The sequence below is a fragment of the Amycolatopsis sp. NPDC049252 genome (assembly GCF_043197175.1).
Lineage (GTDB): Bacteria > Actinomycetota > Actinomycetes > Mycobacteriales > Pseudonocardiaceae > Amycolatopsis.
In genome coordinates, this window is record NZ_JBICSQ010000009.1 from 1 (window position 1) to 20,761 (window position 20,761).

Consider the following 20,761-nt stretch of genomic DNA (forward strand, 5'->3'; position numbering starts at 1 on the left):
GACCGGGTTCCCGCTGGTCACCGACGGGGTCACCACGAGCAGGGAGCCGACCGCGGAAGAGCTGGAGCTGATCGCCGAACTGGATCCGAAGTCGTTGCGGGAGAAGGAAGTACCCGAATGAAGACGCGGCTGACCGAGCTGACCGGCGTCCGGCACCCGGTCGTCCAGACCGGGATGGGCTGGGTGGCCGGGCCGCGGCTGGTGTCGGCGACGGCGGAGGGCGGCGGGCTCGGCATCCTCGGCTCGGCGACGATGACGTTCGACGAGCTCGAAGCCGCCGTCAAGGAGGTCAAGAGCCGCACGTCCGCGCCGTTCGGGGTCAACCTGCGCGCGGACGCCGACGACGCCGGCCGCCGCGTCGACCTGCTGATCCGCGAGAACGTCCGGGTCGCGTCGTTCGCGTTGGCCCCCAAGAAGGACATGATCGCGAAGCTGAAGGACCACGGCGTTGTCGTGGTGCCGTCGGTGGGCGCGGCCCGGCACGCCGAGAAGGTGGCGGCGTGGGGCGCGGACGCGGTCGTCGTCCAGGGCGGGGAGGGCGGCGGGCACACCGGCGGGGTCGCCACGACGCTGCTGCTGCCGTCGGTGCTGGACGCCGTCGACATCCCGGTGGTCGCGGCGGGCGGGTTCTTCGACGGCCGCGGGCTGGCCGCGGCGCTGGCCTACGGCGCGGCCGGGATCGGCATGGGCACCCGGTTCCTGCTGACGCGGGAGAGCACGGTGCCCGACGCCATCAAGCAGGCCTACCTGGCGCGAGACCTGAACGGCACCGTCGTCACCCGAAAGGTGGACGGCCTTCCGCACCGGGTGTTGCGCACCGGGCTGGTCGACGGGCTGGAGGCGTCCGGGACGCTCGGGGGGCTCGTCCGGGCGGCGGCCAACGCGGGCCGGTTCCGGCGGCTCAGCGGGCTTTCCTGGGCGTCGCTGGCGCGCGAGGGCGTCCGGATGAAGCGCGGCGGGCAGCGGACGTGGGCGCAGGTGCTGATGGCCGCCAACACGCCGATGCTGCTGCGCGCGGGGCTCGTCGACGGCGACCTCGGGGCCGGGGTGCTGGCGTCCGGGCAGGTCGTCGGGCTGCTCGCGGATCTCCCCCGGGTGGGTGACCTGATCGAACGGATCGTGAGCGACGCCGAAGCAATCCTGCGCGGGCTGTGTGCTTGACTTTCGGGCATGATCTCGGAAAGCCGTTGCCCGGTGGAGGACGGTGAGCTCCAGGTCCGCCGCGGCGGCGAGGGGCCGGTGCTGCTGCTGATCTCGGGCGGGACCGGATCGGGTGACGCCTACCGCGCGCTGGCGAAACACCTGTACGAGCACTACACGGTCGTCACGTACGACCGGCGCGGCCACTTCGCCAGCACGGACACCACGACGGGCCCGGTCCCGGTGGCGCTGCAGGCGGACGACGCGCTGGCGGTGCTGAACCACGTGACGGACACCCCGGCCCTGGTGTTCGGCTCGAGCGCGGGCGCGCTGATCGGCCTCGACCTGGTCGCCCGCCACCCGGACCGCGTGTCGACGCTGGTGGCGCACGAGCCCCCGGCGGTCCACCTGATGCCGGACGCGAGCGGCTGGCTCGAAGCGGCGGCCGAGCAGGTGCAGCTGGCCCGTTCGGGTGAGCTGATGACGGCGGTGACCCGGTTCGCCGACGCGATCGCGGGGGCCGCGCTGCCGGACCTGCCCAACCTCCGCCTCCCGCACGAGGCCGACTGGATCCGGCTGTTCGACCGCGAGCTGACGCCGTTCTTCGACTACCTGCCGGACCTGCGCGCGTTGCGCCGGGCGAGCACGGAGGTCCTCCCGGTGGCCGGCGAGGGAAGCCGCGGCCGGTACCACTACCAGCCGGCGAAGATCCTGGCGCTGGAGCTGGGCCTGCCGTTCACGGAGCTGCCCGGGGCGCACCTGGCGCCGCAGCGGAACCCGGTCAAGTTCGCGGCCGCGTTGCGGGACCTGCTGTCCCCGGAACTCCCGTAATCGGGCTTTCGCCCCTTTTCAACGCGGGAAAAGCCCGCCCTCGTAACGAAATTCGCCACGGCCGCGACCCAGGGACCGGTGTGGCCGGATTCGGCGGCGGACGGGGCGGACGGGGCGGACATGGAAAGCAAGACCCGCGGTGGTTTTGTCATCGCCGGCAGCGTCATCGGATTCCTCGGGTTCGTCCTGCCGTCCTTGTACGGCGCGACCTACGAGCCGCCGCCCGGTTCTCCGCTGGCGCACACCGTCCTGACCAGCTTGAAGGACTTCGGCGGCGGGGTCGGGGGCGGGAACTTCGCCGTTTTCAACGGTTTCGCCGGACCGGTGAATTTCCACCCGACGCTGTATTCGCTCATCGCGCTGACCTTGATCGGAATCGTCGGACTGAACTGGAACATCGACAACGCCGCCCTGATCGCGAAAGTGGCGGGCTATTCCGTCAGCGCCGTCGCGATGCTCTGGCCGATCGCGCAGTTCATCTGGGAATTCCGCTACGACCGCACGCCGGCCGCGATCCGGGACGCGTTCGTCGCCGACCTCGGTGGGGGGCAGAACGCAGTCACCGCGGCCCAGTACGTGCACGGTGAACTGGGCCTCGGCACGCTGATCCTGGCGTTCGGCCTGCTGGTGGCCGGGGTCGGCGTCAAGCCGATCGTCGGCTGGCCGCTGCTGGGCGTGACCGTCACGGGCTTCGTCGTGCTGGTCGCGGTCGGCAACTAGCTCAGACCACCCGGGTGCCGTCCTTCCAGACCTCGCGGATGGTGCCCGCCAGCCCCGGGAAGTCGTACGGGTCCCCCGCCACCACCACGAGGTCCGCGCGCAGGCCCGGCTCGATGCGGCCCAGCTCGCCGTCCAGGCCCATCAGCCGGGCCGCCGACGACGTCGTCGCCTCCAGGACGTCCCCGGGCGTCATGCCGCACGCCGCCATCAGGGCCAGTTCCTCGAGGTTCGTGCCGTGCGGGCCGACGCCGCTGTCCGTGCCCATCGCGATGCGGACGCCTGCGGCGTACGCGCGGCGGACCGAGTCGCGGTGGGCCTCGACCACCTCGCGGGCCTTGGCGACGACGGCCGACGGCAGGTCGATGCCCGCGTCGGCCGCGCGGACCACGTTCACCGGGGCGATCAGCGTCGGGACCAGCCACGTGCCGTGGCCGAGCATCAGCTCGATCGCCTCGTCGTCCAGGTAGATGCCGTGCTCGATCGAGCGGACGCCCGCGCGGACGGCGTTCTTGATGCCCGCCGCGCCCTGCGCGTGCGCCATCACCGGACGGCCCTGCGCGGCCGCCTCGGCGACCAGGACCTCCAGCTCCTCCGGCGTGTACTGCGCGTGCCGCGGGTCGTCGCGCGGCGAGAGCACCCCGCCGGTCGTGCACACCTTCAGCACGTCCGCGCCCGCGCGCAGCAGGGTGCGGGCGACGCGGCGCATCTCGTCGGGGCCGTCGGCGGTCGCGTCCGGGCGGCCCGGGTGCGGCACCAGCAGCGGGACGCACATCCCGGACGGGCTCCACGCGTCGCCGTGGCCGCCGGTCTGGCTGATCAGGCCGATCGAGATCTGCAGCCGCGGGCCCGGGATCAGTCCGTCGTCCACCGCCTGCTTGATGCCGAGGTCGGCGCCGGAGGCGTCGCGGACCGTCGTGATGCCCAGCCCGAGGGTCGCCCACAGGTTCCGGGCGGCCTCGTAGAACTGGTAGGAGAACGGTTTCTGCACCCGCGCGAGCAGCCCGATGTCGGACACCGTGACGTGCACATGGCAGTCGAACAGGCCCGGCAGCAGCACGGCACCGTCGCAGTCGACGCCCTCGTCGCCGTCCAGATCCGTGCCGACGTCGACGATCCGCCCGTGTTCGACGGCGACGTCGGCCGCCGCCGGGTCCGCGCCGGTGCCGTCGAACACCGAACCGCCGGTGAAGACCGTGCGAGTCACGCCGCCTCCTGGGGAGAAGCCTGTCGTTGGACCAGAGCGGCCAGTGCGAGCACGACGACGTTCGCGCCGAGCCCCACCAGGCCCACGTTGACCGTGCCGACCAGGTGAGTGTCCACAAAGGTCAGCCAGCTGACCACGAGCTCGCCGGCCACCAGCCCGGCCAGCACCGGGCCCTTGCCGACCGGCACGCGCCGGAAGAAGCCCAGCAGGTTGGCCGGCGCCAGCTGGACCGAGCCCGAATAGGTGAGCAGCAGCAGGTTGGCCAGCAGGTCCGGGCGGAAGATGCCGAGCACGAGGGCAAGGGTACTCGCGACCACAACCGTGCCGTGGTTGATCCAGAACTGCTTGCGGCCGCTGCGAACACGGACTATGTTGCGCGCCACCAGCGACGAGATGCCGATCAGGATCCCGGCCGCCGGGACCATCGCGGTGGCCGTCGCGGCGACCACGACGACCCCGGTCACCCAGCCGGGCAGGGCGTCCTTCGAGAGCGTCAGCAGTACGCCGTTCGGATCACTCCCCTTGGGTACCACGAGGATCGCCGCGAACCCGATGACCATCGGCAGCAGCAGGCACAGCTCGTACACCGGCATCCAGGCGTAGTTGCGCCGCAGCACCTTCGGGTCGCGCGCGGACATCAGCGCCGGCCACGAGTGCGGCAGTGTCATCAGGCCGACGCCGATGGCGCTGACCAGCATGCTCGTGATGAACCAGACGTGGTCGTTCGCTCCACTGTGGACGATCAGCTTCTCCGGGTGCAGCTGCTCGATCTTGTGGAACACCGCGGGAATCCCGCCCGCGAAGTGCGTCGGCACGGCGATGATGAGCACCACCAGCGCGACCAGCATGACGCCGTCCTTGAAGTAGGACGTCGCCGCGACGCCGCGCAGCCCGGCCCACAGCACGAACGCGACGATCAGCACGCTGCCGGTCACCATGCTGAGCGTGCCGGAGGCGTTGTCGCCGGTGACCAGCCGGACGATCAGGCCGAGCCCGGTGATCTGCAGCTGCAGGTACGGCAGCACGAAGACCACGCCCAGCACCGCGGACAGCGTGCCGAGCGTCCGGCTGGAGTAGCGGTCCTCGAGGAAGTCGCCCTGGGTGAGGTACCCGCGGTCCTTCCCCATCGTCCAGAGCCGTTTGGCGAGGAAGAACAGCACGACGTAGGCGATCGGCACGTACGGCAGCGCGTACATCGCCGCGACGCCGCCGGAGAACGCGAGCCCGGCCATGCCGAGGAAGGTGAAGGTGGTGAACACCTCCCCGGCCTGCAGGAACCACATCGTGAGCGCGCCGAACCGGCGGCCACCGACCGTCCATTCGGCCAGGTCGGCGACGGGCTTGCGGCGGCCGACGAAGCCGAGCACGCCGATCAGCACGATGCCGGCGAGGGTGAAGGTGAGGATCATGCGTCGTCCTCCTCCCCCGCCGCGCGCAGCAGGCGTTCGGACCACAGCAGCGCCGGGGTGAACATCAGGCACCAGAACGCGCCCCACACCACCATCCGCGGCAGCCCGAGCCACAGCCCGGTCGTGTTGACGAACGGCAGGAACGGCATCAGCACCAGCGCGAGCACCGGGAGCAGCGGCGGCCAGTGGTATCTGCGCACGGGCTCACCCCGCCAGGATCTCGAGCCGGCGGAGGGCGAGCTCGGCCAGCAGCGCGGCGCCGTCGCCGAGCACGCTGTCGTCGAACCTCGCGCGGGGCGAGTGGTTGTCCGGCGCGGTCGCCGGGTCCGTCGGACAGGCGCCGAGGAACAGGTACGCGCCGGGCACGCGCTCGAGGACGCGGGAGAAGTCCTCCGACCCGGTGATCGGTTCGGCCATCTCGGTGAACCGCTCCTCGCCGAAGACGTCGCGGATCGTGTCCGCGACGAAGTCGTATGCCCCGGCGTCGTTGATCGTCGCCGGGTACTCCGGCTCGTAGGTGACGTCGACGTCGAGGCCGTGCGCGGCGGCGATGCCGCGGCAGACCTGGACGGCGCGGTCGCCGACGCGGGCCGCCGTCTCCGGCGAGAACGAGCGCAGGGTCGCCTCGAACCTCGCGTCGTCCGGGATGATGTTGCGCCGGGTGCCGGCGTGGAACATCCCGACGGTGACGACGACCGGGTCGAAGACGTCGAAGGTGCGCGTCACCATCGTCTGCAGCGCGGTCACCATCTCGCAGGCCGCCGGGATCGGGTCGCGGGCGTCGTGCGGGGACGAGCCGTGGCCGCCTTCGCCGAGGACCCGGACGGCCAGCGCGCCGGACGCCGCCATCAGCGTGCCGGGGCGGGCGGTGAACTGGCCCTTCCCGTAGCTCGCGGCCGAGACGTGCAGGCCGTACGCGGCGTCGACGTGCTTGCCGGACGCCGTCAGGACGCCCTCCTCGATCATGTGCCCGGCGCCGTCCCAGCCCTCTTCGCCGGGCTGGAACATGAACACGACATCGCCGGGCAGGTCGGCCTTGCGGGCGGCGAGCAGCCGGGCCGCGCCGACCAGGCCCGCGGTGTGCAGGTCGTGGCCGCAGGCGTGCATGGCGCCGTCGAGCGTGGAGCCGAACTCCTCGCCGGTGGCCTCGGTGACCGGGAGCGCGTCCATGTCGCCCCGCAGGAGGACCGTGCCGCCGGGCTTGCCGCCGCGGAGGACGCCGGTGATCGAGGAGAGGTTCTTGCCGAGGGTGAGTTCGAGGCCGAGGCCGTCGAGCGCGGCGAGGACGCGTTCCTGCGTGCGCGGCAGGTGCAGGCCGATCTCGGGGATGCGGTGCAGGTCACGGCGCAGGGAGACCAGATCGTCGAGCAGGACGGCGGCGTCGGAGCGCAGAGTCATCCGCCGATCATGCGAGAGTCGAGCACAATGGCTGGGAAAAACCCACAGAACCACCGTTTCGAGGGCCGATGAGCGAAGAATCCGCCATGTTGGACGAGCAGGACCTCAAACTGGTCGACGCGCTGCAGGCGGCGCCGCGGGCGTCCTGGTCGACGCTCGGAAAAGCGCTGGGGCTGGGCGCGGTCACCGCCGCCCGGCGCTGGGACGGCCTCGTCGAACGCGGGGACGCGTGGCTCACCGCGTACGCGGGTGGGGAGCTCACCGCGCAGCTGGCCTTGGCGTTCGTCGAGATCGACTGCACGCCCGGCTCGGTTCTGCGCGTCGCCGGCGAGCTGGCCGCGGACGTGCACGTGGTGACCGTCGAATGTGTGGCCGGGCCGGGTGACCTGCTCGTCCACGTCGTCGCGCCGACGTTGCGGGAGCTGGGCGCGCACGTGCTGGACCGGGTGGCGACGACCCCGGGTGTCACGCGGGTGCGGACCGTCCTGTCACCGCGGATGTTCACCGAAGGCAGCCGGTGGCGGGTGCGCGCGATCTCGCCCGGGCAACGGGAAGCGCTGACGCCGAAACCGGTGCGGCACCGCGCCCCGCTGCGGTTCGACGAGGCCGACCGGGCGTTGATCCTGGCCCTCGGGGTGGACGCGCGGGTGTCGGCGGCGGCGCTGGCGGCCGAGCTCGGCGTCGGGGCGACGACCGTGCGACGCCGGCTGGACGCGCTGCTGGCCCGGGGCGCGATCCGCGTGCGGTGCGAGATCGCGCGGTCGGCGTCCCCCGCGCCGGTCACGGTGACGCTGTGGCTGCGGGTTCCCCCGGACAAGCTGGAGACGACGGCGCGTTCGCTGGCGATGCTGCCCGACGTCCGGATGTGCGCGGCGGTGTCCGGGGAGGCGAACCTGATGCTGGTGGTGTGGCTGCCGGCGCAGCACGACACGGTGGCGCTGGAAGGGGTTCTGGCCGCGAAGCTGCCGTGGCTGGAGATCACCGGCCGGGCCGTCACCCTGCGGAGCGTCAAGCTGATGGGCCGGCTGCTCGACTCGGCCGGGCGGGGCGTCGGCCGCGTCCCGCTGGACTTCTGGGCCACGGTCCCCGTGCCGGAGCACGGGGACCGCAGCTGAGCCGGTCCGGAGGATGAGGGGGGTGAGGTGGAGGGAAGCATCCACCGGACCGGGGATTGCGGAACGGCCCGCGACCGAGGGGGCGGCCGTCAGGCCGGGATCCGGGCGGAGCGTGGAAGCTCGGAGACCGGAATCGCGGGACCGTAAGCGGATCTCGCGTGACTGGGGACGTGACTCGCGTGATGGAGGACGTGAGTCGCGTGTCCAGCGGGGATTTCGGTTGGCTGGAGGGGCCTCTCGCGTGTCTGGAGGGGCATCTCGCGTGATTGGGAGGTCGGCTCGCGTACCTGGAGGGTCGGGTTGCGGGGTTGGGGGAGTTCCGGGCCGGCGGGCGAGGGGGGTGAGGTGGAGGGAAGTCGCCTGCCGGACCGGAACTCGGGGCGGGATCTGCATCCCGCGACTGTCCTCCTTCGCCTGATCCGAAGTGGATCGTTGTGGGGGAACGGAATCCCGGCCGGGTGGACGAGGGGGTGAGGTGGAGGGAAGTCGTCCACCCGGCCGGGGCTCGGGGACGGGACCGTGGTCCGGCGGACTGGGGGGTGAGGTGGAGGGCGTCCGCCGGACCGGGTCTCGCGTTACCGCATCGGCCCGGTGGGCAAAGGGGGTGAGGTGGAGGGGAAACACCCACCGGGTGCGGTAACTCACGAACGGGACCGTGGTCCCGCGTACTGCGACCGGCCCGGCGAACGGGGGGGTGAGGTGGAGGGAAGTGTTCGCCGGGCCGGGGATCGTGGGGCGGGTCAGTACCCGCCGGAAGATGACGCTGCCGCAACCTGCTGGGCGTCGGGTCTGCGGGCCGGGTCGACCTTGCAGCCGCTGGGTTCCACGGCGTACCAGGTGTTCCCGACTCCGTGCCCGTTGGCTTCGCCGGGCGCTTCGTCCTTGCTGTAGCTGTAGACCGGCCAGCCGCCGACGGTCACCTGCATGGTTCCGTCGGAGCGCCGGATCTGCCCGATGAGGGCGGTGTCGACGCTCTCGGCGACCGTGATCCGGCCGTCCACCCGCACCGGCGGCCACGTCTTCGCGCAGGCGCCGTCGCATGTGGACGTTCCGGAGTCCTTGCCGTCCTTCGTGAACAGGTAGAGCGTGTTGCCGGCCTGGTCCGTGAGGACCGGGCCGAGACCGCCGACTTCGGTGGTGCCGATCGTGGTGGGCTTCGCGGGTTCGGTGGCCGGGGAAGCCGGGCCCTGGCCCGCCTTCTCCCCCGTCGGCGTGATCGCCGACCAGTCCGCGCTGGCGTTCTGGCCGAGCGCGATGCCCCGGCCGGTGTCCTTGGCGTACCGGTAGACCGGCCAGCCGCCGACGGTCACCTGCTGCTGTCCGTCGGATCTCGTGACCTGGCCGATGAGCTGCGCGTCCACGCCGGCGGCGAGCGCCGGGGTGTCGGAGACCAGCGGGGGCCACATTTCGGCGCAAGCCCCGTCGCAAACAGCTTTCGGGGGCTTGGCGGTGTCCTTGGCGTACCGGTAGAGCGTGTGGCCTTCGGTGTCGGCCAGGACCGTGCCGAGACCCTCCACTGTGGAGGTGACGAGCTGGACCTGGCCGGCACCGGCCGGAACCGTGCTCGCCGGTTGCTGCTGCTGGAGTCCGAGCGCGGCCGGCTGCACGGTGGTGCCGGACGTGGCGTACGGATTGGTCCCGCAGGCCGTGACCAGCGCGAGGCCGGCGACGGCGAGCAGTGCGGCAGCGACCGGGCGAGCACGGTTCATGACGTTCACCCTTCTTGGAGCGGTGGCCGGTTGCGGAGCGGTGGAGCCGTTATTCCGCGCAGGCCTTGCCGGAGTTGACGCAGTTGACGAGGCGGTTCATGATCTGCCTGCTCATCACGTTGCCGAAGTCGTCGTGGTCGGACCGCGGGTTGTGCTTCTCCTGGGCGAATGCGTCCACTTTGTACTGGCCCTTTTGCTGGACGTCCTGCGGGACGTTGTAGACCAGCGTCACCTGCAGCTGCGGGATGTTCTTGAACCCCTGCGGGCACTTGCCCTGCTGGTTGGCGAACACCACGTGGGTGCGGTGGTTCGCGCTGTCGGTGTTCTTGCCGTCCCAGCAGTTCGGGAAGGCGTGGATGCGCTCCACCTTGCTGCCCGCCGGGCAGATCGGGTAGAGGTCGGTCAGCCGGTCCTCGAACCCGGTGCAGGTCCAGCTGGGCCGGGCGTTGGCCGGGCCGTTGGTGCTCTGCTTGGCGTCACCGTAGAGGATCTTCAGGCCGAGCGGCATCGCGACGACGCTCCTGGCGCCGCCGCCGATGAACTTCAGCGTCGCCGACTCCGGCTCGACGATCTGGCCGTCGTTGTCGCCGACCTCTTCGTTCGCGCCCTGGGGGCCGCCGAGCACTTCGGACGGCGGTGCCGCGGCGCTGCTGCTCTGGTTGCCGTTCTGGCCACCGTTGTTCTGGCCACCGTTCTTGCCGCCCTGGTTCTGGCCGCCGTTCTGGCCACCGCGGCGACGGTTCTGCGCCTGCTGGTCCTGCTGGGCGTTCTGGCCGTCCTGCTGCTGGGCGTTCTGGCCACCGCGAGTCCCGCCGCCACCGGCGTTCTTCTTCTGCTGACCGTTCTGGTCCTGAGCGTTCTGATCCTGCGCGTTCTGGTCCTGCGCGTTCTGATCCTGCGCGTTCTGATCCTGCGTGGCCTGGTCCTGCGTGGCCTGGTCCTGAGTGGCCTGGCCCTGGCCGGCGGCGTCGGCCGCCTGGGCGTCCGCGGCGCTCTGGTCCTGCTGGACGTCGCCGGTCTTGCCCTGCTGCTGTTGCTGAGCCTGCTGGTTCTTGCTCGCGTTCGCCGCCGCGTCGTCCGCGGTGTCGATCCGGATGACCGGCCAGAAGTAGGCGGACTTGTCGCCGTTCTTGCAGGTCGTGCCACCGGCGAGCAGGCTCTTGAGGCTCGAGTCGGCGTCGGTGGTCAAGTTGCCGACGTAGTCGTGCAGGTGCTGCGCGCCGTTCTTGATCCCGGGCTGGGCGATGAAGTTGTCCGGGTTGTGGTGGGCGCCGTCGGCGTTCGTGCCGCAGTCGACGGTGAAGGAACCTTGGGTACCCTTCTTCGCCAGGGCCGCGTTGACGTTGTTGCCGGCGGGAACCTTGTTGATGTCGATGAAGAACGACGGGTCAGCCGGGTCCGCGCTGGCCTCGCCCGTGCGGCCGGTCGAGACCGCGACGGCGAGTGCGCCGACGGCGATCGCCAGGCCGATCGCGCCCATCGCGATCTTGGTTCGACGGGCAACACGATGCTTGCCCGTCACGGGGGACCGAGAATTCCGGGGCATGGACTAGTTCACCTCGTTCGTTTTTCCGGGCGCGCCGAACAGCGCGGCAGCCCGGGCAAGAACTACCGATAATTGAGGTCGTGATGTGGTGCGGAACCCGGGGGAAGTGCTGTCCGGGGCCTTCCGCCGAATGTTCCGGCGTCGCTGCCCGGTGCCACTTGGTTCCGGCTCGGGGTCTATCGGGGTGCATCAGGGGGATGCATTGGGGGATACGGACGCCGGCGGCGCGAGGTTCAAAAGCGACCGGCCCGTTATCTTTTCGTTATCTGACGCCGCGCAACCGCGCAGCATTCACCCAGGTCACCGGGGGACAAGCGGGAAAATTGTTTCAACGCCGCACGGTTCAGCGCTGCACCATGACGAGGACGGTGCCGTCCTCGCCACGGACCTCGAACCGGCCGATCTGGTCCATCGGCGTCGAGGTGGACCCCTGCAGGCGCAGCGGTTCGGGCGAGCCGGGAATGCCGAAGCCCTTGGGCGGCACGGACCAGCTGGCGACCACGCCCTCGCCGCCCGAAACGGAGACGGCGATCAGCTGGCACTTCAGCGGCCCGACGATCCCGCGCAGCTCGAGCTCGATGCGGCTGCCCCACTCCACCGGCAGGACGGTGACGAGGGCGCTGACGGCGGACCCGCCGCTGCCGCGGCCGTAGGTCTGGCCGTTGCCGGCCTGACCCGGCGGCGGGGTGGACGTCGCGGGGACGCTCGTCACGGGAGGCGGCTGCTTGCCGCTCGGCGCGGAGAGGGCGGCGGGCGGGACGGCGTCGGCCGGCCGGACGGCGAGGGTCACGAGCGGGCCGGCCACGACGAGCGCGGCGGCCGCGGCCCCGGCGATGATGCCGAGCCGCTTGCGACGGCGGCGCTTGACGGACGCCTCCTCCATCAGGCCGCGCAGCACCCGGGGCCCGGGGGCGAGGGTGCGCGGGCCGGGCGCCGGCATCGGCGGCTCCGGCCAGCTGCGCTTGACGAGGTCGAGGACGTCCGGCAGCTGGTACAGCTCGATCAGGTCGAGCTGGCAGTGCGGGCAGTTCATGAGATGGGCTTCGAACTGGGTGCTCTCGGCCTCGGTGAGGACGCCGAGCACGTACGCGGCGACGTCGGTGTGCGCGGACCCGGCCAACCTCAGCTCACCCCCGCTCACGGAGGGCACGGCGCAGGGCGCGGACGGCGTGGTGGATGCGGGACTTGATGGTGCCCGGGGGTACGCCCAGGGTGGCCGCGACCTCGTTCACGGTGCGATCGCGCAGGTAGGTCTGCTGGATGGCCTCGCGCTGCTCGGGCGAAAGTCCCTGCAGCGCTTCGTAAACGATCATGGCGGCGAGCGTGCGGTCCGACTCGTCGGACACCGCGATCGCGTCGGATTCGATCTCTTCGAGCTCCTGGGGACGGACACTGCGGCTGCGCCAGCCGTCGATGACGGTGCGGCGGGCGACGGTGAACAACCACGCGCGCAGCATCTCCGGCTGGCGGTCGAGCTTGTCGGCGTTCCGCCACGCCTTGATCAGGGTCTCCTGCACGACGTCTTCGGCCCACTGCCGGTCGTGGCCGGTCAGCCGGAGCGCGAACGCCATGAGGGACCCGCCGAACTCCTGGTAGAGCGCCTTCGCCAGATCGTCATGGGCGTCGTTGGGCTCAACAACGACTTCCTGATCTTCGACGGGTCTCAGCGCTCGAGTGTGCCGTCCCACGCGGCACATCTTGGTGCGCCGGACGGCCTACGTCTAGTACCAAGTGCCGGGCAAGAGCGGCCGAAAGTTTTTTGAACCGTTTCCCTACCGTGTCCGTATCCCCTACCGAAGACCCCGACAAGGCGTTGTCCCCCGCAACGCTCCGCATCCACCCCGGACCAGTCGTCCACAGTGGATCTTTCGCGCGCTTTTCCGTTGCACCCCCGGCAACAGCGCGTAGTCATGCCCCACGGAGGAGCAGTGATCCGCATTCCCCGACCGGTGGTCCCCGCCGCCGTGTGCCTCACCGCACTCGCTCTGCTCACCGCCTGTACCGCCGGCGCCGCGACCACCTCCGGTGGTTACGCCGCAGGTGGCGGCGCCGGGATGCAGATGCCCGCCCAGCAACCGGGCCAGATGACCCTCGCCATGCCCCAGCCGATCACGGCCAACCCGAACGACCCGGCGAAGAGCCAGCTCCGCGCCGCGAAGACGTTCGACCTGGGGCTGATGCTGGTCGACGGCACCGGCTACACGATCTACCGCTACGACCGGGACACGACCGACCCCTCACGGTCCAACTGCAACGGCGCCTGCGCGACCAAGTGGATCCCGGTCACCGTCGGCGGCCCCGCGCCGATCGGCGTCGACACGTCCCTGATCGGCCAGATCACCCGCGAGGACGGCAGCCAGCAGGTCACCCTCGCCGGCTGGCCGCTCTACCACTTCACCGGCGACAGCGAACCGGCCGACACCTCCGGCCAGGGCGCCGACCAGGCGTGGTTCCCGATCGCGCCGGACGGCAAGAAGATCACGCTGACCCAGGACGAGTGGAGGCAAAATGCTTTCGGCATCTGAGTTCGCCGCGCCGGAGCTCTACCCGCCGTCCGCCCTCGAACGCTCCCGGCCGCTGGTCCGGATCCTGTTCGTGGTGGTCGCGGTGCTGGCGCTGCTCGCGCCGGGCTCGGCCTCGCTCGCCCAGACCACGGCCGTCTCGCCCACCGACTCGGTGCTGCTCACCAAGGTCCGCCAGGCCGGGCTGTGGGAGATGCCCTCGGGCATGATGGCCATGCAGAAGGGCAGCCCGCTGGTCAAGGAAGTCGGCTTCGCGATCATGATGGATCACGGCCGGCTCGACGTCGCGACCCGCGCGCTGTCGGCGAAACTGAACTCGCCGGTGCCCGACCAGCCCTCCGACGAACAGCGCGGCTGGCTGCTCGAAGAGATGAACGCCGCCCCCGGGCCGGCGTTCGACCGGGTCTTCGCCAACCGGCTGCGCGCGGCGCACGGCCAGGTGTTCGCCATCCTCGCGCAGCTGCGCGCCGGCACCCGCAACGACGACGTCCGGGCGTTCGCGACCGTCGGCAACCAGGCCGTGATGCGGCACATGACGATGCTCGAGAGCACCGGCATGGTCGACTACACCGCGCTCCCCGAGCCCGCGGTCTCCACCACCGCGGCGCCCGCCGGAGCCCCGCTCGGCCTCGACACGTCCCAGGTCGCCGTGGTGGCGGCCCTGTTCCTGCTGGTCGGCGGCGGCCTGTTCTACGTGCTGCGCCAGATCAAGGGCAACCGCACCCGCGCCCGGACCGCTTCCCGTCCGGCCGCCGTTCGTGCCGGGAGCAGTCATGGTTGAGACCTGGCACGACGCGACGATCCTGATCACCCAGCAGTTCCAGCCGAAGACCGACCCGGCGGCGCGGGGCCTCGCGGCCTTCGCGGCCCGGGCGTCCTACGCGGCGATGATGCTGACCCTCACCTGGGGCGTGCTCACCGCCACGGGGTGGGTGCGCTCGGTCACCGGCCGCAAGGCCCTGCGCAGCTCGCACATGGTGCTCGCGACCGGCACGCTGATCTTCGGCGGCATCCACGCCCTGGGGTTCTTCTACCTGACGATCCAGCCCTACTCCCTGCAGTACCTGTTCCTCCCGTTCCTGTCCGGCCAGGAGATCCGGCACAGCATCGGCATCGTCGGTTTCGAGGTCATGCTGGCCATCGCGCTCACCGCGGGCCTGCAGCGGTTCACCTCCTACCGCCGCTGGCTGTGGCTGCACCGCTGCGCCTACCCGGCCGTGGCGCTGACCGCGTTGCACGCCTGGTTCGGCTCGATCGCCAACGGCCACCTCGCCGTCGTCTGGCTGGGCGGCATCACGCTGCTCATCCCGGCGGCGACGTTGTCGCTGCTGCGGTTCCTGCCGGCCCGGACCCTCGAACGCATCGGACTCGTGGAAGAGCAGGTGGCCTGACATGCCCCTCCGTTTGCCCGGTAGCGGGCCCCGGATCAGTGTCGACAACGACCGCTGCGAGCTCTACGGCATCTGCGCCATGGAAGCGCCGGACGTGTTCGACCTCGGCCAGGACGGCCGGCTGCGCTTCCGCACGCGGCTGCTGGACGAAACCACCATGGAACAGGCGAAGATGGCGGCCCGCTGCTGCCCGATGCAGGCGGTCGTGATGAGAGGGGACCTCGATGGCTGACGGCGACCGGATCGTCATCGTCGGTGCGGGCGTCGCGGGGTTGCGCGCCGCGGAACGCCTGCGGGAACAGAACTTCGACGGTGAGATCGTCCTGATCGGCGACGAAGCCCGGCGCCCCTACCACCGGCCGATGGTCTCCAAGGCGCTCGTGATGGGGACCGAACGGCCCAGCGACGTGGGCCTTTCGCACTACCTGCCGGACCTGGACGTGCACTGGCGGCTCGGCGCGCGGGTCACGCACCTCGACACCACCGAGCGGGTCGTGCACCTGCCCGGTGGTGAATCCCTCTGGTACGACGGCCTGATCGCCGCGACCGGCGTCTACCCGCGGCACCTGCCCGGATCGCCGCGCCACGACCCGCGCGTGCGGATCCTGCGCACGGTCGAGGACTCGATGGCCGTGCGGCGCTGCCTGCACGCCAGCAAGAAGCCGGCCGTCGTGATCGGCGCCGGCCTGATCGGCAACGAGTTCGCCGCGAGCATGCGGCACATCGGCCGGGACGTCACCCTGGTCGGCCACGCGAAGGCGCCGCTGCACCGCTTCGGCGACCGCGTCTCGAGCGGCATCGTCGAGGCGCACCACGAGCACCGCGCGAAACTCGCGATGAAGAGCGAAGTGCGGCACTGGATCAGCACGAAGGACACCGTCGGGCTGCACCTGACGAACAACCAGCTGCTGGTCGCCAGCGTCGTCGTGCTCGCCATCGGCAGTGTCCCGTCGGTCGACTGGATGCGCGGCTCCGGCCTCGACATCAGCGACGGCGTGCTGTGCGACTCGAAGCTGTTCGCCGAGGGCGCGTCCGACGTCGTCATCGCCGGGGACATCGCGCGCTGGCCGAACCTGCGCTTCGACGAGACCCCGCGGCGGGTCGAGCACTGGATCAACGCCGTCGAGTCGGCCCGGCACGCGGCGGACAACCTGCTGATGGGCCAGTCCAGCGCCAAGCCGTTCACCCCGCTCCCCCGGGCGTGGTCGACGCTGTACGACACGCGGCTGCAGATGTGCGGCATGCCGTCGCTGGCCGAAGACACCGTGACGCTGGCCGACGGCATCACCGGCTTCATCCGCGACGGCCGGCTCGTCGGCATCTCCGCGTGGGACAAGCCGCGCGCGATGCTCGACTGGATGGCCGAGCTCGACCGCCGGCTGCCCGCCCCGGAGTACGTGCCGGAGCCGGAGCCCGCTCCCGCCGTGGCCGCCGAGACCCCCCAGGTCCCGGTCGTCGAACCGTCGCTCGCGGCGCTGGCGGCCGACGTGCCGACGGAGTTCGAGAGCGGTTTCGACGCCCAGGCCTTCGAGCGCGAGTTCGAGAGCGAGTTCGCCAACAACATCCCGACCACCGCGTTCGCCGCGCAGTCCCTGGCCGCGCCCCCCACGACGGCGTTCGCCGCGCAGTCCCTGCCGGTGGACGCACCGCCGACCATGGCCATCCCGATGGGGAGGTAACGAAGACCGGGGCGAGGCTGCGCGCGGCGGCCCTCGTCCCTTGGCCGGCCACTACGTCCCCTCCGCGGCTGGGCGGCGTGGTGGCCGGCCCCCAAAACGTCCCCACTGCCCGCCTCGCGCCCGGACTCGGGCCGAGCGTCCGGCGGGCCAGGAGAGGGCCATCCCGAGGGAACCCGACACCCCTCGAGATGGCCTTCTTCCGGCTCGCCGGGCGGGGGCCCGGGGTCGGGCGTCCCGGCGGGTGACCGACGGGACGGTGGATCGTGGGGGCCTTCTCGCCGGAAGGGTATGCCGGCGGGAAGGCCGTCACGGAGATGGTGCGCTATCGGGGTTGCACCGGCCGAGGCCGGTTCGAGGGAACGGGAACCCCCGAACCGGCCTCAGCTGTGTCCGGAGTTCAGTGCTCAGGCGAGGTTTTCGACGATCGTCACGTTGGCCGTGCCGCCGCCTTCGCACATCGTCTGCAGGCCGTAGCGGCCGCCACGGCGCTTCAGTTCGTGGAGCAGCGTCGCGAACAGCTTGGTGCCGGACGCGCCGATCGGGTGACCGAGAGCGATCGCGCCGCCGTTGACGTTGACCCGGGACGGGTCGGCGCCCGTCTCGTCGAGCCACGCCAGCACCACGCTCGCGAACGCCTCGTTCACCTCGAAAAGATCGATGTCACCGATCGTCAGCCCGGTGCGACGCAGCGCGTGCGCGGTCGCCGGGATCGGGCCGGTGAGCATCCAGACCGGGTCCGCCGCGCGGACCGACAGGTGGTGGATGCGGGCCATCGGCGTCAGCCCGTGCTCCCGGACGAATTCGGCGGACGCGATCAGCGTCGCGCTCGCGCCGTCGGAAATCTGGCTCGCCACCGCCGCCGTGATGCGGGATTCCGGGGACAGCGGCTTCAATCCCGCCATCCGTTCCAGGGAGGTGTCCCGGCGTGGTCCTTCGTCCCGGCTGAATTCTCCGAACGGCGCTATTTCGTCGTCGAACAATCCGCCGTCGGACGCCGCCGCGGCGAGCTGGTGACTCCGCAGCGCGAATTCCTCCATCGCGACGCGCGAAATGTCCCAATGGCCGGCGATCATGTCCGCGCTGCGGAACTGCGACACCTCACTCGCACCGAAGCGTTCCTGCCAGCCCTTCGAACCGGAAAACGGATCCTCGAACCCGTATTCGCGCCCGGCGAGCATCGCCGCGCCGATCGGGACGGCGCTCATGTTCTGCACGCCGCCCGCCAGCACGAGGTCCGCCGTGCCGCTCAGCACCGCCTGCGCGGCGAAGTGCACGGCCTGCTGGCTCGACCCGCACTGCCGGTCGACCGTCACCCCCGGCACGTGCTGCGGGTAGCCGGCCGCGAGCCACGACGTCCGCGCGACGTTGCCCGCCTGCGGGCCCAGCGTGTCGACGCAGCCGAAGATGACGTCCTCCACCAGCTCCGGGTCGACGCCGGTCCGTTCGACGATCGCGCGGATCACGTGCGCGCCCAGGTCGGCCGGGTGGACCGTGCTCAGCGCTCCCCCGCGCTTGCCGACCGGTGTCCGGACCGCGTCCAGGACATACGCTTCAGCCACGTCGCCTTCCCTTCTGAGCGATGCCGTCCAGCAGGATCCCGAGGTACTGCTCCGCGACGTCCTGCGCGGTGAGCGCGCCGTCGGGGTTGTACCAGCGCACGGCCACCCACACCGTGTCGCGGATGAACCGGTAGGTCAGCTCGACGTCGAGGTCCGCGCGGAAGACCCCGTCCGCGACGCCGTCGGTGAGGATGCCGTTCCACAGCTTGCGGAACTCGGCGTTGCGGTCGTTGAGGTAGGCGAACCGCGGCAGCTGCATGAGGTGCTTGGCCTCGTTCTGGTAGATCGCGACCTGCGCCGGGCGCCGGTGGATCGAGTCGAACGACGCCACGACGACCGCTTCGAGCGTCTCGCGCGGGCCCAGCCCCTGGGCGACGATCTCCGCGTACGACCCGAACAGCTCGTCGAGGAAGCCGGTGAGGATCTCGTCGGCCATCGACTCCTTGGAGTCGAAGTGGTGGTACAGGCTGCCGGACAGGATGCCGGCGGCGTCGGCGATGTCCCGCACGGTGGTGGACACGTACCCGCGCTCGGCGAACAGCCGCGCGGCCAGGTCCAGCAGCTCCGCACGGCGGCTGTTCTTGACGGGACTCATCGGGGCACCTCACGCATGTTGCGAACTCACGGACACGACCTCGCCGGTGAGGTAGGAGGAGTACTCACTGGCCAGGAACACGATCACATTCGCCACTTCCCACGGCTGCGCCGCCCTCCCCGAAACCTCGCGGGCGGTCAATTCCTCGAGCAGCTCGTCGCTGGTCACCTTGGCCAGGAACGCGTGCATGGCGATGCTGGGCGCGACGGCGTTGACCCGGACACCGAGCGGCGCGGCGTCCACGGCCGCGCACCGCGTCAAGGCCATCACCCCGGCCTTGGCCGCCGCGTAGTGCGCCTGCCCGCCCTGGGCGCGCCAGCCGAGCACGGACGCGTTGTTGACGATCGCGCCACCGTCACCCTGTTGCGCGAACCGGCGCAGGGCCGCGCGGGTGGCGCGGAAGGTGCCGTTGAGGGTGACGTCGAGGACCCGGGTCCACTCCTCGTCGGTCATGTCCAGCAGGGACTTCGTGCCGCCGAGCCCGGCGTTGTTGACCACGACGTCGATCCGGCCGAACCGCTCGACGCTCCCGTCGACGAGCGCCTGGACCTGGTCCTCCTGCGTGACGTCGCACGGGATCGCGTGGACGTCACCGAGGTCCGCGAGTTCCTCGGCCTTCTCGCCGAGGCGGCGTTCGTGCCAGTCGCTGACGACGACCTTCGCGCCCTCCTCGAGGCAGCGTTTCGCCGTGGCGGACCCGATGCCGGTGCCGGCCGCGGCGGTCACGACGACCACCTTGTCCCGCACCAGGTTCGCACCCGCCGGGTACTTCGGGACGGTGATCACGGTCGCGCCTCCCGGGGCAGGCCGAGCACGCGCTCGGCGATGATGTTCCGCTGGATCTCGTCGGAGCCGCCGTAGATCGTGTCGGCGCGGGTGAACAGGTAGAGCCGCTGCCAGTCGTCGAGCCCGCCGGGCGCGAGCATCCCCGCCGCGCCGCGGATCGCCATGGCCAGCTCGCCGAGGGTGCGGTGCCAGTTCGCCCAGACGAGTTTCGCGACCGACGCCGTGCCGGGGCCGGTGTCGCCGAGCGTGCGGATCGCGTGCGCCCGCATGACTTCCAGGCCGAGCCAGGCCCGGTCGACGCGCTCGGCGAGCACCGGGTCGTCGAGCGCGCCGGTGGCCCGGGCCAGGTCGGTCAACGCCGTCAGCTCGCGCCGGAAGCCGACCTGCTGGCCGAGGGTGGCGACGCCGCGTTCGAAGGCCAGGGTGCCCATCGCGACGCGCCAGCCGTCACCCGGCTCCCCCACGGCCAGGTCGCGGTGCGTGCGGGCGCCGTCGAAGAAGACCTCGTTGAACTCCGCCGTCCCGGTCAGCTGGACGATCGGCCGGACGTCCACTCCGGACTGTCGCATCGGGACGAGCAGATAGGACAGTCCCTGGTGGCGCTTCGAGCCGGACTCGGTGCGGGCGACGACAAAACACCAGTCGGCGTGCTGAGCCAGCGACGTCCAGACTTTCTGGCCGGTGACGACCCACTCGTCGCCGTCGAGCCGGGCCGACGTCGAGACGGCGGCGAGGTCGGAGCCCGCGCCGGGTTCGGAGTAGCCCTGGCACCAGAGTTCTTCGGCGGCGACGATCGGCGGCAGAAACCGGCGCTGCTGCTCCGGCGTGCCGAACGCGATGAGCGTCGGGCCGAGCAGTTCCTGGCCGAAGTGCCCGACCTTGGCCGGGGCGTCGGACAGGGCGTACTCCTCGTGGAAGATCACCTGCTGCTCGAGGGTCGCGCCGCGGCCGCCGTGCTCGACGGGCCAGCCGACGCAGTTCCAGCCGCCGGTGGCCAGCTCGCGTTCCCACGCCAGGCGCTCCTCGAACGCCTCGTGCTCACGGCCGGGCCCGCCACGCCCGCGCAGCTTCGCGAAGTCGCCGCGCAGGTGTTCGGCCAGCCAGGTCCGTACCTCGGCACGGAAGTCTGGGTCGGGCACCGCCACCTCCTCTGGCCA

General features: G+C 71.2%; 21 protein-coding genes. 9 read left to right on the forward strand and 12 right to left on the reverse strand.

The annotated features are described in order from the left end of the window. Window positions 1–117: 117 nt before the first annotated feature. The 3 genes from ACGFMK_RS14020 (at window position 118) to ACGFMK_RS14030 (ending at window position 2,691) form a co-directional block, all read left to right on the forward strand. On the forward strand, window positions 118–1,161 hold the full coding sequence (locus ACGFMK_RS14020) for an NAD(P)H-dependent flavin oxidoreductase (RefSeq protein ID WP_392761997.1): 1,044 nt from the start codon (window positions 118–120) through the stop codon (window positions 1,159–1,161). A 9-nt stretch (window positions 1,162–1,170) separates the two neighbouring features. Then, window positions 1,171–1,971, forward strand: coding sequence for an alpha/beta fold hydrolase (locus ACGFMK_RS14025; protein ID WP_392761999.1), 801 nt, complete (start codon window positions 1,171–1,173; stop codon window positions 1,969–1,971). A 120-nt stretch (window positions 1,972–2,091) separates the two neighbouring features. Further along, a complete protein-coding gene (locus ACGFMK_RS14030) occupies window positions 2,092–2,691 on the forward strand; it encodes a hypothetical protein (protein ID WP_392762001.1) in 600 nt (199 codons plus the stop codon). Between the two features lies 1 nt (window position 2,692). Here the strand turns inward: ACGFMK_RS14030 and ACGFMK_RS14035 are convergent, their stop codons facing one another. Genes ACGFMK_RS14035 through ACGFMK_RS14050 form a run of 4 tightly spaced genes read right to left on the reverse strand, consistent with a single transcriptional unit; the run spans window position 2,693 to window position 6,702 of the window. After that, entirely contained in the window at window positions 2,693–3,895 is a 1,203-nt protein-coding gene (locus tag ACGFMK_RS14035; RefSeq protein ID WP_392762004.1) for an amidohydrolase family protein, read from the reverse strand. Then, window positions 3,892–5,304: a sodium:solute symporter gene (locus ACGFMK_RS14040; protein ID WP_392762005.1), complete on the reverse strand. Its 1,413-nt coding sequence runs from the start codon at window positions 5,302–5,304 to the stop codon at window positions 3,892–3,894. Before ACGFMK_RS14040 ends, ACGFMK_RS14035 begins: the two co-directional genes overlap by 4 nt. Further along, a complete protein-coding gene (locus tag ACGFMK_RS14045) occupies window positions 5,301–5,504 on the reverse strand; it encodes a hypothetical protein (RefSeq protein ID WP_392762007.1) in 204 nt (67 codons plus the stop codon). The genes ACGFMK_RS14040 and ACGFMK_RS14045 overlap by 4 nt, the downstream gene beginning before the upstream one ends. A gap of 4 nt (window positions 5,505–5,508) precedes the next feature. Beyond that, entirely contained in the window at window positions 5,509–6,702 is a 1,194-nt protein-coding gene (locus ACGFMK_RS14050; protein ID WP_392762009.1) for a M20 family metallopeptidase, read from the reverse strand. An 86-nt stretch (window positions 6,703–6,788) separates the two neighbouring features. Here ACGFMK_RS14050 and ACGFMK_RS14055 point away from each other — a divergent pair, with 86 nt between their 5' ends. Continuing rightward, window positions 6,789–7,817 (forward strand): Lrp/AsnC family transcriptional regulator, encoded by a 1,029-nt coding sequence (locus ACGFMK_RS14055; protein ID WP_392762011.1) that lies wholly within the window; start codon window positions 6,789–6,791, stop codon window positions 7,815–7,817. A gap of 740 nt (window positions 7,818–8,557) precedes the next feature. Here ACGFMK_RS14055 and ACGFMK_RS14060 read toward each other — a convergent pair. The 4 genes from ACGFMK_RS14060 to ACGFMK_RS14075 all read right to left on the reverse strand — a co-directional run bounded on the left by ACGFMK_RS14060 (window position 8,558) and on the right by ACGFMK_RS14075 (window position 12,760). Continuing rightward, complete coding sequence (locus tag ACGFMK_RS14060) at window positions 8,558–9,526, reverse strand: SCO0930 family lipoprotein (RefSeq protein WP_392762013.1); 969 nt, start codon at window positions 9,524–9,526, stop codon at window positions 8,558–8,560. A gap of 49 nt (window positions 9,527–9,575) precedes the next feature. Continuing rightward, window positions 9,576–11,072: a DUF1996 domain-containing protein gene (locus ACGFMK_RS14065; RefSeq protein ID WP_392762016.1), complete on the reverse strand. Its 1,497-nt coding sequence runs from the start codon at window positions 11,070–11,072 to the stop codon at window positions 9,576–9,578. 343 nt (window positions 11,073–11,415) lie between these two features. Next, window positions 11,416–12,213: a zf-HC2 domain-containing protein gene (locus ACGFMK_RS14070; protein ID WP_392762019.1), complete on the reverse strand. Its 798-nt coding sequence runs from the start codon at window positions 12,211–12,213 to the stop codon at window positions 11,416–11,418. Further along, on the reverse strand, window positions 12,200–12,760 hold the full coding sequence (locus ACGFMK_RS14075; RefSeq protein ID WP_323337612.1) for a sigma-70 family RNA polymerase sigma factor: 561 nt from the start codon (window positions 12,758–12,760) through the stop codon (window positions 12,200–12,202). The genes ACGFMK_RS14070 and ACGFMK_RS14075 overlap by 14 nt, the downstream gene beginning before the upstream one ends. Before the next feature lie 240 nt (window positions 12,761–13,000). On the opposite strand from ACGFMK_RS14075, the gene ACGFMK_RS14080 reads away from it, so the two are divergent. Genes ACGFMK_RS14080 through ACGFMK_RS14100 form a run of 5 tightly spaced genes read left to right on the forward strand, consistent with a single transcriptional unit; the run spans window position 13,001 to window position 16,664 of the window. Continuing rightward, window positions 13,001–13,597 carry a hypothetical protein gene (locus ACGFMK_RS14080; protein ID WP_392762022.1) on the forward strand — a complete coding sequence of 199 codons (597 nt, stop codon included), beginning with the start codon at window positions 13,001–13,003 and terminating at the stop codon, window positions 13,595–13,597. Continuing rightward, window positions 13,581–14,375 (forward strand): DUF4142 domain-containing protein, encoded by a 795-nt coding sequence (locus tag ACGFMK_RS14085; protein ID WP_392762025.1) that lies wholly within the window; start codon window positions 13,581–13,583, stop codon window positions 14,373–14,375. Before ACGFMK_RS14080 ends, ACGFMK_RS14085 begins: the two co-directional genes overlap by 17 nt. Further along, complete coding sequence (locus tag ACGFMK_RS14090; protein WP_392762028.1) at window positions 14,368–14,985, forward strand: ferric reductase-like transmembrane domain-containing protein; 618 nt, start codon at window positions 14,368–14,370, stop codon at window positions 14,983–14,985. Before ACGFMK_RS14085 ends, ACGFMK_RS14090 begins: the two co-directional genes overlap by 8 nt. A gap of 1 nt (window position 14,986) precedes the next feature. Beyond that, on the forward strand, window positions 14,987–15,217 hold the full coding sequence (locus tag ACGFMK_RS14095) for a ferredoxin (protein WP_328442459.1): 231 nt from the start codon (window positions 14,987–14,989) through the stop codon (window positions 15,215–15,217). Beyond that, entirely contained in the window at window positions 15,210–16,664 is a 1,455-nt protein-coding gene (locus ACGFMK_RS14100; RefSeq protein ID WP_392762032.1) for an NAD(P)/FAD-dependent oxidoreductase, read from the forward strand. The genes ACGFMK_RS14095 and ACGFMK_RS14100 overlap by 8 nt, the downstream gene beginning before the upstream one ends. Window positions 16,665–17,068: 404 nt before the next feature. On the opposite strand, the gene ACGFMK_RS14105 is transcribed toward ACGFMK_RS14100, so the two are convergent. The 4 genes from ACGFMK_RS14105 to ACGFMK_RS14120 are packed head-to-tail and all read right to left on the reverse strand — an operon-like array spanning window position 17,069 to window position 20,743. After that, window positions 17,069–18,223 carry an acetyl-CoA C-acetyltransferase gene (locus tag ACGFMK_RS14105; protein WP_392762034.1) on the reverse strand — a complete coding sequence of 385 codons (1,155 nt, stop codon included), beginning with the start codon at window positions 18,221–18,223 and terminating at the stop codon, window positions 17,069–17,071. Then, window positions 18,216–18,818, reverse strand: coding sequence for a TetR/AcrR family transcriptional regulator (locus ACGFMK_RS14110; protein ID WP_392762037.1), 603 nt, complete (start codon window positions 18,816–18,818; stop codon window positions 18,216–18,218). Before ACGFMK_RS14110 ends, ACGFMK_RS14105 begins: the two co-directional genes overlap by 8 nt. Before the next feature lie 9 nt (window positions 18,819–18,827). After that, window positions 18,828–19,604, reverse strand: a complete 777-nt coding sequence (locus tag ACGFMK_RS14115) for an SDR family oxidoreductase (RefSeq protein WP_392762039.1) — start codon at window positions 19,602–19,604, stop codon at window positions 18,828–18,830. After that, complete coding sequence (locus ACGFMK_RS14120; protein WP_392762042.1) at window positions 19,601–20,743, reverse strand: acyl-CoA dehydrogenase family protein; 1,143 nt, start codon at window positions 20,741–20,743, stop codon at window positions 19,601–19,603. Before ACGFMK_RS14120 ends, ACGFMK_RS14115 begins: the two co-directional genes overlap by 4 nt. Window positions 20,744–20,761 lie beyond the last annotated feature (18 nt).

Excerpts from the sequence above, each read along its gene's own strand:
- ACGFMK_RS14020 (WP_392761997.1), top strand. The coding sequence starts at position 118 with ATGAAGACGCGGCTGACCGAGCTGACCGGCGTCCGGCACCCGGTCGTC.
- ACGFMK_RS14025 (WP_392761999.1), top strand. The coding sequence starts at position 1,171 with ATGATCTCGGAAAGCCGTTGCCCGGTGGAGGACGGTGAGCTCCAGGTC.
- ACGFMK_RS14030 (WP_392762001.1), top strand. The coding sequence starts at position 2,092 with ATGGAAAGCAAGACCCGCGGTGGTTTTGTCATCGCCGGCAGCGTCATC.
- ACGFMK_RS14040 (WP_392762005.1), bottom strand. The coding sequence starts at position 5,304 with ATGATCCTCACCTTCACCCTCGCCGGCATCGTGCTGATCGGCGTGCTC.
- ACGFMK_RS14050 (WP_392762009.1), bottom strand. The coding sequence starts at position 6,702 with ATGACTCTGCGCTCCGACGCCGCCGTCCTGCTCGACGATCTGGTCTCC.
- ACGFMK_RS14055 (WP_392762011.1), top strand. The coding sequence starts at position 6,789 with ATGTTGGACGAGCAGGACCTCAAACTGGTCGACGCGCTGCAGGCGGCG.
- ACGFMK_RS14060 (WP_392762013.1), bottom strand. The coding sequence starts at position 9,526 with ATGAACCGTGCTCGCCCGGTCGCTGCCGCACTGCTCGCCGTCGCCGGC.
- ACGFMK_RS14065 (WP_392762016.1), bottom strand. The coding sequence starts at position 11,072 with ATGCCCCGGAATTCTCGGTCCCCCGTGACGGGCAAGCATCGTGTTGCC.
- ACGFMK_RS14085 (WP_392762025.1), top strand. The coding sequence starts at position 13,581 with ATGCTTTCGGCATCTGAGTTCGCCGCGCCGGAGCTCTACCCGCCGTCC.
- ACGFMK_RS14090 (WP_392762028.1), top strand. The coding sequence starts at position 14,368 with ATGGTTGAGACCTGGCACGACGCGACGATCCTGATCACCCAGCAGTTC.
- ACGFMK_RS14095 (WP_328442459.1), top strand. The coding sequence starts at position 14,987 with ATGCCCCTCCGTTTGCCCGGTAGCGGGCCCCGGATCAGTGTCGACAAC.
- ACGFMK_RS14100 (WP_392762032.1), top strand. The coding sequence starts at position 15,210 with ATGGCTGACGGCGACCGGATCGTCATCGTCGGTGCGGGCGTCGCGGGG.
- ACGFMK_RS14110 (WP_392762037.1), bottom strand. The coding sequence starts at position 18,818 with ATGAGTCCCGTCAAGAACAGCCGCCGTGCGGAGCTGCTGGACCTGGCC.